The organism is uncultured Thiodictyon sp. (genome assembly GCF_903946935.1).
Classification (GTDB): Bacteria; Pseudomonadota; Gammaproteobacteria; order Chromatiales; family Chromatiaceae; genus Thiodictyon.
Genome location: NZ_CAJAXH010000020.1, coordinates 1 through 12,137, shown reverse-complemented (window position 1 = coordinate 12,137; position 12,137 = coordinate 1). Strand labels below are relative to the sequence as shown.

15 protein-coding genes and 3 tRNA genes are annotated in these 12,137 nt (G+C 62.4%); 3 read left to right on the top strand and 15 right to left on the bottom strand.

Going from position 1 to position 12,137, the window contains the following annotated elements; translation table 11 throughout:
- Positions 1 to 139 precede the first annotated feature (139 nt).
- The 3 genes from zapD (at position 140) to QZX93_RS02595 (ending at position 2,232) form a co-directional block, all read left to right on the top strand.
- A complete protein-coding gene (gene zapD / locus QZX93_RS02605) occupies positions 140 to 907 on the top strand; it encodes a cell division protein ZapD (RefSeq protein ID WP_295386169.1) in 768 nt (255 codons plus the stop codon).
- A 10-nt stretch (positions 908 to 917) separates the two neighbouring features.
- On the top strand, positions 918 to 1,118 hold the full coding sequence (gene yacG, locus QZX93_RS02600) for a DNA gyrase inhibitor YacG (protein ID WP_295386170.1): 201 nt from the start codon (positions 918 to 920) through the stop codon (positions 1,116 to 1,118).
- A 289-nt stretch (positions 1,119 to 1,407) separates the two neighbouring features.
- Positions 1,408 to 2,232, top strand: a complete 825-nt coding sequence (locus QZX93_RS02595; protein ID WP_295386173.1) for an undecaprenyl-diphosphate phosphatase — start codon at positions 1,408 to 1,410, stop codon at positions 2,230 to 2,232.
- 491 nt (positions 2,233 to 2,723) lie between these two features.
- Here the strand turns inward: QZX93_RS02595 and QZX93_RS02590 are convergent.
- The 15 genes from QZX93_RS02590 to QZX93_RS02520 form a co-directional block, all read right to left on the bottom strand.
- Positions 2,724 to 2,795, bottom strand: a tRNA-OTHER gene (locus tag QZX93_RS02590).
- Positions 2,796 to 2,957: 162 nt separating this feature from the next.
- Positions 2,958 to 3,347, bottom strand: a complete 390-nt coding sequence (locus tag QZX93_RS02585; RefSeq protein WP_295386175.1) for a Mor transcription activator family protein — start codon at positions 3,345 to 3,347, stop codon at positions 2,958 to 2,960.
- Between the two features lie 108 nt (positions 3,348 to 3,455).
- Complete coding sequence (locus QZX93_RS02580; protein ID WP_295386177.1) at positions 3,456 to 4,400, bottom strand: hypothetical protein; 945 nt, start codon at positions 4,398 to 4,400, stop codon at positions 3,456 to 3,458.
- Between the two features lie 132 nt (positions 4,401 to 4,532).
- A complete protein-coding gene (locus tag QZX93_RS02575) occupies positions 4,533 to 5,003 on the bottom strand; it encodes a hypothetical protein (protein ID WP_295386179.1) in 471 nt (156 codons plus the stop codon).
- Between the two features lie 2 nt (positions 5,004 to 5,005).
- Entirely contained in the window at positions 5,006 to 6,322 is a 1,317-nt protein-coding gene (locus QZX93_RS02570) for an AAA family ATPase (protein WP_295386181.1), read from the bottom strand.
- A gap of 3 nt (positions 6,323 to 6,325) precedes the next feature.
- Positions 6,326 to 6,517, bottom strand: coding sequence for a hypothetical protein (locus tag QZX93_RS02565; protein ID WP_295386183.1), 192 nt, complete (start codon positions 6,515 to 6,517; stop codon positions 6,326 to 6,328).
- On the bottom strand, positions 6,514 to 6,879 hold the full coding sequence (locus QZX93_RS02560; RefSeq protein WP_295386185.1) for a hypothetical protein: 366 nt from the start codon (positions 6,877 to 6,879) through the stop codon (positions 6,514 to 6,516). Before QZX93_RS02560 ends, QZX93_RS02565 begins: the two co-directional genes overlap by 4 nt.
- Positions 6,872 to 7,198, bottom strand: a complete 327-nt coding sequence (locus tag QZX93_RS02555) for a hypothetical protein (RefSeq protein WP_295386187.1) — start codon at positions 7,196 to 7,198, stop codon at positions 6,872 to 6,874. The genes QZX93_RS02560 and QZX93_RS02555 overlap by 8 nt, the downstream gene beginning before the upstream one ends.
- Positions 7,191 to 7,472 (bottom strand): hypothetical protein, encoded by a 282-nt coding sequence (locus tag QZX93_RS02550; RefSeq protein ID WP_295386190.1) that lies wholly within the window; start codon positions 7,470 to 7,472, stop codon positions 7,191 to 7,193. Before QZX93_RS02550 ends, QZX93_RS02555 begins: the two co-directional genes overlap by 8 nt.
- 320 nt (positions 7,473 to 7,792) lie before the next feature.
- Positions 7,793 to 8,020 carry a helix-turn-helix domain-containing protein gene (locus QZX93_RS02545; protein ID WP_295386192.1) on the bottom strand — a complete coding sequence of 76 codons (228 nt, stop codon included), beginning with the start codon at positions 8,018 to 8,020 and terminating at the stop codon, positions 7,793 to 7,795.
- Entirely contained in the window at positions 8,017 to 8,298 is a 282-nt protein-coding gene (locus QZX93_RS02540) for a hypothetical protein (protein ID WP_295386194.1), read from the bottom strand. Before QZX93_RS02540 ends, QZX93_RS02545 begins: the two co-directional genes overlap by 4 nt.
- A gap of 207 nt (positions 8,299 to 8,505) precedes the next feature.
- Complete coding sequence (locus QZX93_RS02535) at positions 8,506 to 9,441, bottom strand: hypothetical protein (RefSeq protein ID WP_295386196.1); 936 nt, start codon at positions 9,439 to 9,441, stop codon at positions 8,506 to 8,508.
- A complete protein-coding gene (locus QZX93_RS02530; protein WP_295386198.1) occupies positions 9,438 to 10,532 on the bottom strand; it encodes a site-specific integrase in 1,095 nt (364 codons plus the stop codon). Before QZX93_RS02530 ends, QZX93_RS02535 begins: the two co-directional genes overlap by 4 nt.
- Positions 10,533 to 11,455: 923 nt before the next feature.
- Positions 11,456 to 11,526 (bottom strand) — tRNA-OTHER (locus QZX93_RS02525).
- 357 nt (positions 11,527 to 11,883) lie between these two features.
- Positions 11,884 to 11,959: transfer RNA gene (locus tag QZX93_RS02520), tRNA-Thr, on the bottom strand.
- Positions 11,960 to 12,137 lie beyond the last annotated feature (178 nt).

The window sequence follows — 12,137 nt, the reverse complement described above, 5'->3', positions numbered from 1 at the left end:
GTCCAAAGATCCGACGCCCATGATCGCAGGAAGACCTCGGTTTTTCAACTGAGTGGCCGCCGCTATACATAGATCGCCGGAGCTAACATGAGTAACTTCTTAGTGAACCGTTCCTAAGCGTCCAGCCCGAGACCTCAGCGTGACCCCACAGACCGTCTTCGAGCATCCATTGAACGAACGCGTCCGGACCTTTTTGCGTCTGGAGCACCTGTTCGAGAAGGTGGACTATTTCATGCCCCAGTACGACCCCTGGGCGACCCGGGTGGCGGTGGAGGCCCTGCTGGACATCGCGGCAGTCACCGCCCGTTCGGATCTCAAGACCGATATCGCCAAGGAACTGGAGCGCAATCTCACCGCGTTGGGGCGCGTCGCGCGCCAACCGGAGGTCGACCCGAGCGCCCTGGAGCGCATCTCGCGGGACCTGGAGCGGGCGCTCGACGGCATTACCGGGCTGGGGAGTCCGATCGGCCAGAGCGCCCGGGAGGATGACTTCCTCAAGAGTGTCGTGCAGCGCAGCAGCATCCCCGGCGGCGCCTGTAGCTTCGACCTGCCCCTGTATCACCAATGGCTGGTCCAATCCCCGGAACGACGCCAGTCGCGGCTGGAGACCTGGCTCCAGGACCTACGGCCGGCGGACACCGCGATCCGGCTCATGCTCTCGCTGGCCCGCGGCAGCGCCCGGCCGCGTGAGGTGACGGCCGCGGGTGGCTTCTTCCAGGAGTCACTCGACCTCCAGGCCCCGGCGCAGCTGGTGCGGGTCACCCTGCCGGGGGGTGGCGCGCTCTATCCCGAGATCAGCGGACACAAGAACCGCTTCAGCATCCGCTTCATGAACATCGAACCCCGCGGTAAGCCGACCCAAACCCCGGAACACATCGCGTTCCGACTCACCTGTTGCGTATTCTAAGAGAGACCCCATGCCCACCCAGGTCCCCTGCCCGCATTGTGGCCGCCCCGTGGAATGGTCCGCGGCGTCTCCCTTCCGCCCGTTCTGCAGCAAGCGCTGCAAGCTCATCGATCTGGGAGACTGGCTCGCCGAGAATCACCGCATACCCGGCACCGACGCACCCATGGACGACGAAGGGTCGCCGCAGCAAGAGGACAGACTCATACATTGATTACAAGAAGATCGTTTGTCCGCAAATGAACGCGAATGAACGCAAATTAAGAAAATAACTCGATTACGTCCTAGCAAAAAACCTCCTGAAAAAGCGGCTGCCGCACAGCGATGCAGAAACGCGGAAATGGATGAAAGACTTAAGCCATAGCGTCGACCTACCTTTCGGGGGAGACGCTAACCACATCCCTAAGCCTTTATCTTAATTTGCGTTGATTTGCGTTCATTTACGGACAACTGTTTTTCCAGGTCCACCCACCGCGCTGCGGCGCACCTTTAGTGAATGGCAAATGACCGACTGGCTCCTGTTATTGAAGGCATTGATACTCGGCATCGTCGAGGGACTGACCGAATTCCTCCCGATCTCGTCCACCGGACACATGATCATCGTCGGCGATCTGCTCAATTATACCAACGAGCAGAGCAAGGTGTTCGAGATCGTGATCCAGTTCGCCGCCATTCTGGCGGTCTGCTGGCTCTATCGGGCGCGCATACTGGAAGTGGTCGCGGGAATGTGGCAGCCGGGACCGCAACAACGCTTCGCACTCAATATCCTGGTCGCTTTCATGCCGGCGGCGGTACTCGGGCTACTGCTGCATGGCGTCATCAAGCAATACCTGTTCAACCCACTGACAGTGGCGGGGGCATTGGTCGGCGGCGGCATCTTCATCCTCTGGATCGAGCGCCGTCATCTGCCGGAGCGCTTCGGGTCAGTCGATGACATTACCTGGCGGGAGGCCCTGAAGGTCGGCTTTGCCCAGGCCCTGGCGATGTTCCCCGGGGTCTCGCGCGCCGGGGCGACCATCATCGGCGGCATGGTCTTCGGGCTGTCACGCAAGGCGGCGACCGAACTATCCTTCTTCCTCGCCATCCCCACCATGACGGCTGCCACCGTACTCGACCTCTACAAGGCCCGTGATATCCTCTCGTTTGACGACGTCCCGGTCTTCGCCGTCGGCTTCATCACCTCATTCATCTTCGCCATGCTCGCCATCAAGGGGCTGCTACGCTACATTTCACACCACAACTTCAATGCCTTCGCCTGGTATCGGATCGTCTTCGGACTGATCGTACTCGCCACCGCCTACACCGGGCTGGTCGACTGGCACGCTTGACCGGGGGCGCCGCACCGTCGGGCGGATCGCCCTGTGGCGTTCCGCCCGACGGAACCGGTGCGCACGCGGGCCCGTTATCCCGCCCTGCCGCCAGGCGCGGTGTGTTCTAACGGCCATGGCGCGCGCCCCCAATAGGGGAAGGAGAAGTGGAGCGCGCTCCCGGCGCGACTTTCTCGGTAACATTGAGGCTTGTCGCCGCGGCTGGAACAGCCTACAGCTCGGCGTATTTGGTACGTTCCACAGATGCCAGGTCATGCAAGAAATGTTTATGGCGAGCTCGCCATCATCGGCGCAACTAGCCGTTCTGACCGGCGCTGGCGATCTTGCCGAGCATGTCCTCGGAGAGGTCGCCCTATGGTGTCAGCAGGGCTTTCACCAGTCCGGCGGACTTGACCCACGGGCGCGCAGGTCTGACGCCAGATGCAGTGCGCCTTGGCGTCCGCCTCGTAAACAAAAGGAGGACAGGCTTTCACCTATCCCCTTGTTTTATTTGGAGCCGATGGGCGGATTCGAACCGCCGACCTACTGATTACGAAACCAGGTTTTTAGCACAACACAACGGCAACCAACACAAGAAACAGCGACCTAGGCGGCTTGTGGTGCCGAAATGTGCCGCGGTTTGCTGCCTTTTGTTGCCGTCGGTGTCCCGTGAGTGTCCCGTGTGGGGCCGTACCCCTTAGAACCCAGCCGGCCAGATTCCCACGGATCGGGGGGGCGGGCGCACGTCAAGCAACGGCAGCCGCCCGGGCTTGCGCCCGTTGGTGGCGTGCCTCCCGCTGGGCCTTGAGGATGCGCCAGACGTGGACATCGGTCATTTTGTGCCGCTTCGCAAGGGCCTTGATGCCGTTCTTGCCGTCAACGGTTCCATCATGTTCTGACCAGATATGCAGATCCCGAATAGCGCGTTCAATCGCCATTCCGCGGGGCCAATAGTAGCGGGTTCCTCCCACTTCACTGCATAGCCGCGCGGCAACACGACAACCGAAGCGCCGGGCATCGTCGGCCGCGAGTCCGCAGGATTCCAATTCGGCGATAGCGAAGTCAACAATCTCGGCAATGCTCCCCAGACTCGGGTTAGATTCAAGTGCCGCCCCTAGTTCGTCATTCGATACCATCTTGACCTCTGGTGAGTCATCAGCCGTTTTAGAAAGCGGGAAACTGTAAAACGTAAATTGCCCACGCGCCAACTGGCGCGGGGCAATGCTTGAACCTCTGGGTATTGGTTAGACCGGAACCCCGGCAGCAATCAGGCGTGCCCGTTCTTCGCGCATGGCCGCCGCTGGATCATTGGGGGCGGGCATCTTCGGTGGTGCCGGAATCATCGCCTTGCACTGCCTCAGCAACTCAACCAGTCCGAACACCCGCCGTTGTGCCGCGGCATTGGCCGCCGCGGCGGCCTCGAAATCGCCTTGTGCGCCCATCAGATCGGCGGTCAGGATCGCGACGCGGATTTGTGGGGTCAGGGTGTTGAGCTTGGCCAGGTCGCTGGTTGTCGCCTCCAGCTTGCGGGCGAGTCCGGCCCGGGTGGCCTCGATCCCGGACAGCTCCGCCGTGTGCTGTTGGGCCTTCACGTCAGCGGCCTTGATGCGCCCGGCGGTGTCCTTGTCGAACGCTTCCAGGTCCGCCGCGGTGGCGTTCCCCATGGCCATGGACGCGAGGATGTCAGCCCGTTGCCGTGCCAGCTCCGGCCGGGGGTCGTCCCAGCTTGCCGCCGCAAGGGCGCGGTCTTGGTCGGCGATCAGCTCCCCAAGTCTGGAAGCCAACGCGGACGCGGCAGCGACCTCAGCTTGATGGGCCACCATGACACCATAGTCGCCAACGGTGGCGATCAGGGGGGCCTTGACCTGCGTTTCAAGCTCGGTGATTCGGAGCTTAAGCGTTGTCCTTTCGGCGTTCGCGTCCCTGGCATCGGCCGCGATCCGCTCAAGCTCGGCATGGATGTCGTCAACTTCCTCAGGACCGACCTTAGCCCCGGAAAACTGGGTAAGGCTCTCATGTGGGCTGCGGTGCTGTACGCACTCAAGGCGCCCTTTGTATTCGATCCCGCGGGCGTCAATCTCGTTTAAGCGCCGCTGTACAGTATCGTACTCACTGCGCGCGGTGCGCAATTCATCGTTTAGAATTGCACGCTGCGCTACTTGGTCTTTGAATGTGAGATAAGCATTCATCTTGCGTTCTTGCTCTTGGTGGTCATGGCTGATTGATTCCGCCGTTTCTTGGACCATAAACGGTCGGCGTTGCGTTTCTGTTTATCCGACTCCAGACTGATTGCGAGCATCTGCCTATACGACACCCGCCGATTAAGCGATCCCATGTGTTGCCCTCTGGTACTTGTGGACCTCCAGCACACGGGCCGGACCGAACCGGCCGCGGGCGCTCTCGGTGGCTTCCTCCAGGTCGCAGCCGGGGGCCAGCAGGGTTACCCAGCGGTCGGGCTCGCCGTCCCCCATGGCGACGCGCACCCGATAGACCCGCATCGTTGCGCGGGCTACCCGCTCGGCAACGTCGCGGGGTTCGCCGCCGTCGAATTCCCGGATGGCCGCGCGCTCCTCGATAGCCTCGAGGATGGCCGCGCGATCCTCAGCCGGCAGCGGCGGCACTGGGACCGGGCGCCGGGTCAGCAGAGACAGCAAGGCGGGCTTGTTCGCCCGGACCAGGGCGCGCACGTCGTCGGTGATCGCCTCCCGATGGCCAACGTGTACCGTGTTGCCGGTTGCCGAAACGTGGAAGCCTGATCCCGTCAGGCGGGCTAAAACCTCTGCGGCTTGCATGGTCAAAAGTCCTCCGCTTTTTCGCACACTTCTTGTATTCCGGCCACGTTTCCGCCATTCCGGCCAGCCCCAGAGGCTGGCCGGAATGGGTCATCTTTGGCCGGAATACATGCTGTGTTCTCTTTTTCGGCAGGTAGTGACCAGCTCGAACCGCCGCCGAATCCCTCCCGGGTGACGGTCGCGTCAATGTCCTTTCGCGCCCTTCTCACGGTGCGCTCTGAAAAACCGTTCTCCTTGGCCGCCTTCACGATGTCCACGAAACGCCGGCTGCCTTGGCTCAAGAGTTCCCGCAACCAGTCCCCCGCCTCTTGCTGTTCGGTCTGCTCCTCGGGGTCGGTATCGGTGTCGGCCAAGCTCAGCAGCTCGCGCGCGGTGCCGTCCATGGCTGCACCCCAGACAACCCGAGTGGCTGGAACCCCGCCGATGCCTACCAACTCGCAATGCTCAAGCGCGTACCTGAACCCGCCGGAGTCCATCCCGATGTTCGACTTTGACCGGACCAAAATCCGGCCGCCGCCCTCGTGATCGGGTAGCTTGGCGGTCGCCATGACGACGCGCGCCACGGCGCCGAAGGACAGCGAGCCGGTAACCCGCTCGGTGGGGTCGCGCCCTTGGGTGCCCTTGCTGAAATGCGAGATCCCCAGAATCGCGCATCGGCGATCTTGGGCCAGCTCTACCAGGGGTTGAAGCGCACGCCGCACCGCCGATCCTTGGTTAGAGTCACCCGAGACAGCCGACACAATCGGATCGACGATCAGCAGGGCCGGGGCCGGGTTCATGCTGGCCAGGTGGGCAGACAACACGTCAACATCGGTCGCCAGATCGAACGGACGGGGGCCGCGTGCGTCAATGCACGAATCAACGAAATGAAACCGATCAAGATCGGCGCCGGCCGCGATCAGGCGCGGCACCAGGGTATCCCGCGGGTCATCCTCGCCGCTCCACATCAGGACGCTACCCGCGCGACACCGCGAGCCGTCCGGCCAGTGACCGCCGACCGTCAGGGTTGACCCCAGCGACACCGCCGCGGTGGTCTTGCCGGTGCCCGGCGCCCCGGCCATGACGTGGACCTTGCCCCGGGCCAGCCAGCCGGGCCACAACCACGCGATAGGCTCAGGCTTGATCGAACTGGCGCTAACCAGGGTGATCCCAGGTTCAAAAGGCGCGGCCTGCTTGAGCGGTTTGGTTATTGCGTCAAGGCGTGCCTGATCCCTCAACTTACGCTTTCGAATTGCTTCTCGCGCTTTATCGTCAAGGGGGTCGGCTTCTTTACCTGTATAGGTATATCGTTCAACGAATGACTTTAGTTTGTCGCCCATGATTCACCCCGCCGCCCGATCCATCGCATCCACATAGATCAGGCGGGCCTGCTCGAACTTCCGCAGGGCCGCCCGGGTGCGACGCTCGGCAGCGGTGAGGGTGGCCCGGATCGCGCGGGCCTCTGCGTCAAGGCGCTCCCATTCGTCACGGGCCGCGATCTTGGCGCGGTTCAGGGTCTCAAGGTCGGTGCTCATGCTGCACCTTCCTTGACCAGCGAGTGAAGGCGGCAGTTTTCTTTATGCAGTTCATCGGTGAATATCTCAGCGATACTCAGCGCGCGACCGATTGCATCCGCCATGCTCTTGACCGATTTCCATTCGGGTTCGACATGGCTGAATGACCGTTCAGTTAAGCCGGTGTCGGCATTGTCTGCACCATCGCCCAAGAACGCTGCAATACCCTTGGCAATGGTTAGCCAGTCGTTGATTGCATCAATGGGGGCTTGCGATGGGTGGGAGATGGCCACATCAAGAACGCGCAACGCCAGCGCCGCGCGGTCAGATGCGGGACTGGGGGCGGGTGCGCCGGGGATATGCAAAGGGGTCGGCTTATCCATGGCGGATTGCTCCCTTCGACTTCGCCGCGGTCGGGGCATAGGGGCCGGTCAACAATGGATGGGCAATCATGGCGGCAATTTTCGGGGGGGCCGCAACGGCAGTAGCCGCGGCGGTCTTCGGGGCGGGCGCCGGTGCTGGTTCAGCGTCGAACCTTCGCTGCAGCTCGATGGACAGCAGACACATGGCAACCGCCTCGGGGGCGCATCCCCAACGCTTGGCCAGGATAGACAGAAAAGCGTGCTCGCCCGGGGCCAGAGTCAAAGCGGTCGGGATGGTCCGGGGGCCACTGGTGGCGAGGGTGGTGGTGGGCTTAAGCATGGCGGGCCGCTCCCTGGGACTGCATCAGGGGCAGGGTCAGTTGACCCACGGGCACATCAGGCGCCGGGGAGGGAAGGGCCGCGTACTGGCGCCGCAACTCGCTGCACAGCAGCGAGGCGGCAAGGCCATTGGGAGGCAAGCCCAACCGCTGCGCCAAGGCGCACAGACAGGCGTTCTCACCCTCGCTCAAGTGGAACTTGACCGGGTAGACTACGGGGCCGATTGTGGGATAGGGCAGTGGTGCGCCGGGGGCGCGGGGGGTGTTGGTCGTCATGTGCCGATCTCCAAAATGTGGATAGATCGGCCGCGGGAACACACGCGCAGAAGCAAGACGGACTGACCCCGGGGAGGGGTAGGTGGTAGAATTCGTCTCGCCGGTGCTGTGCCGTCCTTGCGGCCTAGCTTCGCGTGGTGTCCCTGCCAGGGGACACCACGACGGCGCCCACGATACGCTCCCAAGACCGACTCGCCAAGCCCCCGCCGTTCGCACCGGCGGGGGCTTTCTCGTTTTGGGGGAGTGCGCGACGGGGAAGCGGACACGGGCCGGGGGAAGCGGCCGCCGCTTGGTCAGGTTGTAACGGCGCCGGGTCTGGCTCACTGGGAAGCCTCCACCGGGGCCGGTTGGTGGATGTGGTCCGCAATCCATGCCTGTACATCTTCGGCGCGGTAGATGATCGGACCACTGATCTTTCCACCAAGCCGCGCGTAGGCCGGACCGGTGCCCCATTGGCGCCACTTCCTGACGGTCTCGGGCACCACGCCAAGCTCCTTGGCCAGGGCCTTTTCTGTGAACACGTTCAGGGTTGGGGCTTGGTCGCTCATGCTGCGCGCTCCCGGTTCTCGTTCAGCCAATCGAGATAGCGCGCGGGATCGATCAGGATTTTCCGGCCGCGCCGCAGGATGGCGCCGGCCGCAACCAGTCCGTTCTTGTCGCGGTTGAACAGGTCCCAACGAATGCCACCCTCGGTCAACCCGGGCTGCTGTTCGGCCAGTTGCTTGACGGTCAGGACAACACGGGTAGGGACCGGGAGGGGTACGGGGGCGGACGCTTTGCGGGCGTCGGGCGGGGTGCCCTTGGGGGCTTCGGTGACGGTCTGCATGGGCTTTGCTCGTTACAGTTGTGCAGAAACGGTGCGGGTTGCGCCGTTCTGCCTAGTACCGTAACGAAAGAAAGCCTTAGAAAAGAGGCGTAAAAGACGGGGAAGCCCGGGGGCGATCTTCCCTCAGTGAAGGGGCCGGGCGTTACCGAGCGGCAACCTCACTCAGTGAAGATGGACCGCTCCAAGGGCTTCGCAAGTCACCCCCTGTCAGTTCTTTACGCGGGGGTCGTTCCAGTGGATATATCTTGCCCGGGGCCGATCTTGAGCGTAACTCCAATGCCGATAAGGGGTAGGATCAAAATCGCGTAGAGCGTCTGATACTTGGTCGGCGGTTACTTCTTCTTGTAGCGCCGCAGTCGCAAAGAGTGCCAAGGTTCGCTTTAGATACCCCCCGCAAAGGAACTTGATAGAGCCTCCAAATTCTCTAATAAACACAAGGCGCCTAGCGTTTCCAACTCCTGGCTTTGGTAGCGTGCGTTGTCTGGACATTGCTTCTTTCGCGTTTCGGTCGGCTTCTTCAGCAATGGCGAAAACAATTGACGCCATATCCGGGCACTTAGGCGCTAATGCTTCAAAGAACCCCCCTATACCTTCGTCAATGGTGATCGGCAGAAAGACATTCTCACCGCCCAAAGAGGTTAAGGGATTTCCATCATATACTGTTCCTTTTTCGACGCCCGGCGGTGGGTCCATCGGACAGAACGCATTAGTCGCCAGTTCCGGCCGCATCATTCCAAGAAAACCAGAAATAACATCATCGGGGAACCATCGGGAAGGCGACGTATCAAATAGAGAACCGTACAGCAACCTGCCAAATTCACGCGCCGCTTTTGCAATCGCTTGATATTCTTGCGCTTCGTCTACGCGCGTCTTTTGTGTGCGCCCTGCGTTCTCAAGGGCGTGAACGGCTTCAAAGAAGATTATTCCAGATGGGTTACCGGCAACCTTTACGCGCTTTAAGACCTCTGACCATGCGCGCCTCATTTTCGGCTCAAGCAATAATCTCTCAAGCAAGGCTTGCCTTCCTCTATCCCTATCAAAGATAGGATTCATATTTTTGTCGTGGCTTGCAATGTTCTCGGCAATCGCTGAATGAATCTCTACCAAGGGCGATGGAGCCCAATTAGGAAATATTGCGCTCACTTCCCGCCCTCCCCAAAGATTCGCGCGGTCATCCGCTCCACAACACCCGCCGTGTGATCCTCGCTCAGATGGGCATACCGCTTAACCATGTTCAGGGTCTTGTGCCCCATGGCCGCCGCTATCTCGGGAAGGCTGGCCCCGCTCATGGCGAGCTCGGACGCGAACGAATGCCGCAAGTCGTGCCAGCGGAAGCCGGACACCGCCGCACGCGTCAAGACCGTCAACCAGGGGGCGCGCAGGTCCACCGGGGTCTCGGGGTGAACGCGCCCGGGGAATATCAGGTCTGTATCAATGCGCCGGACCTTGGAGCGCTCCCGCAGCATGTCCAGGGCGGGGCCGCTCAGACTCAGAACCCGCCGCTCTCCGTTCTTCGTCTCGTGCAAGGTGATCCGTCGCTGTGCAAAATCGACCTGACCCCAACGCAACCCCATGGTTTCGGCTTGCCGGGCGCCAGTGGAAAGGGACAGGACAACGGCCAAGTACAGATCCGGGTTTCCGCTGGCCCGGCAGGCGTCCAGTAGCCGGGCGCGTTCGTCGCCGTCCAGATAGCGCACGATTCCGCGGGGCTCCTTGGGCTTGGTGACTTTCAGCAGGGGGTTGGAGTCGAGCCACTGCCATTCCTTCACCGCGACGGTGAAGGCGTGAGACAGGACGGCCAAATAGCGGTTGACGGTCGCCGGGGTGCGGTGCCGCTCGGGTGCGCCCTCTGCCTGTGACCTCATGGGCTCTTGGGTCAAGGCGTCCCGGCATTCGGCGATCAGGGCCGGGGTGCAGTCGGCAAGGGTCTTGCCCCCGATCCGGTCTTTCCACCATGCCAACTGCTGAACCTGCGGGGTCTGGGTCTTGGCCTTCTTGGTCGGCAAGACGTCTTTGACGTAGCGGTCAACCAGGTCGCCGACGGTGTGCCGCTTGGCCTCGGTGGTGGCGAAGTGCCGACCCTCCCGAATGGCCGCCTCGGTGCTACTCGCCCACCGTTGGGCGTCGGTCTTGCGGGGGAAGGTCTGTGACTGCGCCGGGTAGCCCTTCATCCGGACCTTGGCTTGCCAACTGGTTGAACCGGTGCTGTCGGTGCGCTTGACGATGGTTGCCATGGTCAGACCTCCGGGCCTGCCAGGGCGCGACGGGGACGGGGCCGCCGGGTGGGTGTCGGGCGTGGGGTGATACGCTGGCGGGTAGCCATTGCCGGACCTCTTGCACAGGTTGGGGTGTGGTCAGGGCCTCGGGTCGGTGACAGCCGGCCCGGGGCCTGTGCGTCACTGTGACATGGCCGCCGTGGGTCCGGGGGTGCTGTCCAATGACAGCATAGAGTGTGCAACACGGGACAGCAAAAGACAACGGCTGATAAGCAATCCGTAGGTCCTATGGCGTAGATTGCTGCTTATATTGTGATTTGTTGTGCTGTCTAAGTGCCGCGGGACAAATGAGGGACAACGACGGCTTAAATCTGGGTTAAAGGCACCCTGGGAGGGTCCGCCGGCAGTCGTGGACCAGGTGCCGCCGGCCGCGGCCTGGAAGTGTCGAGCTCGAACCCGCCGCGGCAGGATCGGCGCCGGCAGTCGGTACCGGAAGGCCTCGTCGTGCCCTCCACCTTCGCCCCGCGGTCACTGGCCCGGAGCAAGACCAGGGGGACCAGGTGCAGCCGGGCACGTGCCCTGGGAGGTGCCGCCGGCAGTCGGCGCCGGGGGTGGCCTTCCAGGTTGCCCATGCTGGCCGCGCTGTTTACCTGGAAGGCGACCCGGGAGGGTCCGCCGGCAGTCGGGGACCAGGTGCAGCCGGCCGCGTGCTATCTTTCCCGCGTAAGGCGGTTGTTTCCAATGGGAACGGTTAGGGGCGGTTCGCCGTCGCTATGATCCGGTTCGAATCCGGCACCGCCTTACATCCTGTGCCGTGCGGTGTAAATCTCTCGGCCGTAAGGGTTTCGGCGCAAGCCGGAAAATAGCGCGAACGTGGGGGGGTGAGAGTCCCCATCTCGGCACAGGGCCTTATTCATTCCTCATTGCGCCAGTAACGAGAGGGACCCGGGCGGGAGTCGAACCCACATAAGCGGCACATGGCCTTCCCGTTCCCAATTCCGGGCACCGGGTCCCCGTGAGAGTGTAGCCGCTTCCAGGTGCCGCGCCACATGGTTTGCAACAATCAGAGCACGGGACACCACGGGACACCACGGGACACGGGGCACAGTTGCCCGGCAGGTCTGCCCGTTCGGGTAGCCTCGTTTCTTCCCACTTCTTCCAGCATTGCAGATGATCCAAAGGCAACCCGGACACGGCTTGTCCGCCGATTGCTGGCGGTTGGGAAAATCAGCGCGGGGCAGGGCCGCGGACCGCACCCGGCAACGGCCGCGGTGTTGCACGGTCTTGGCTGGTGTTAGCCGGCGGTGTCCCGTGAGTGTCCCACGGCAAAGAAAAAGGGCCTGGCATTTCTGCCAAGCCCTTGATTTATTGGAGCCGATGGGCGGATTCGAACCGCCGACCTACTGATTACGAATCAGTTGCTCTACCAGCTGAGCTACATCGGCGCACCGGACGGGGAAGTATAGGGGATGCGGGCCCACGCCTCAACCTGGACGAGCTAACTTGTCACGGCAAATCCGTTCTAGCCCGCCGTGGCTGGCCGTCCCCGCCGACGGCGGGAATTTTCGGTCATGCCCAGGTAGTCGAACACCAGGCGGACGTTGCGTGCCAGGCGCTGGATGG

Excerpts from the sequence above, each read along its gene's own strand:
- yacG (WP_295386170.1), top strand. The coding sequence starts at position 918 with ATGCCCACCCAGGTCCCCTGCCCGCATTGTGGCCGCCCCGTGGAATGG.
- QZX93_RS02595 (WP_295386173.1), top strand. The coding sequence starts at position 1,408 with ATGACCGACTGGCTCCTGTTATTGAAGGCATTGATACTCGGCATCGTC.
- QZX93_RS02585 (WP_295386175.1), bottom strand. The coding sequence starts at position 3,347 with ATGGTATCGAATGACGAACTAGGGGCGGCACTTGAATCTAACCCGAGT.
- QZX93_RS02580 (WP_295386177.1), bottom strand. The coding sequence starts at position 4,400 with ATGAATGCTTATCTCACATTCAAAGACCAAGTAGCGCAGCGTGCAATT.
- QZX93_RS02575 (WP_295386179.1), bottom strand. The coding sequence starts at position 5,003 with ATGCAAGCCGCAGAGGTTTTAGCCCGCCTGACGGGATCAGGCTTCCAC.
- QZX93_RS02570 (WP_295386181.1), bottom strand. The coding sequence starts at position 6,322 with ATGGGCGACAAACTAAAGTCATTCGTTGAACGATATACCTATACAGGT.
- QZX93_RS02565 (WP_295386183.1), bottom strand. The coding sequence starts at position 6,517 with ATGAGCACCGACCTTGAGACCCTGAACCGCGCCAAGATCGCGGCCCGT.
- QZX93_RS02560 (WP_295386185.1), bottom strand. The coding sequence starts at position 6,879 with ATGGATAAGCCGACCCCTTTGCATATCCCCGGCGCACCCGCCCCCAGT.
- QZX93_RS02555 (WP_295386187.1), bottom strand. The coding sequence starts at position 7,198 with ATGCTTAAGCCCACCACCACCCTCGCCACCAGTGGCCCCCGGACCATC.
- QZX93_RS02550 (WP_295386190.1), bottom strand. The coding sequence starts at position 7,472 with ATGACGACCAACACCCCCCGCGCCCCCGGCGCACCACTGCCCTATCCC.
- QZX93_RS02545 (WP_295386192.1), bottom strand. The coding sequence starts at position 8,020 with ATGAGCGACCAAGCCCCAACCCTGAACGTGTTCACAGAAAAGGCCCTG.
- QZX93_RS02540 (WP_295386194.1), bottom strand. The coding sequence starts at position 8,298 with ATGCAGACCGTCACCGAAGCCCCCAAGGGCACCCCGCCCGACGCCCGC.
- QZX93_RS02530 (WP_295386198.1), bottom strand. The coding sequence starts at position 10,532 with ATGGCAACCATCGTCAAGCGCACCGACAGCACCGGTTCAACCAGTTGG.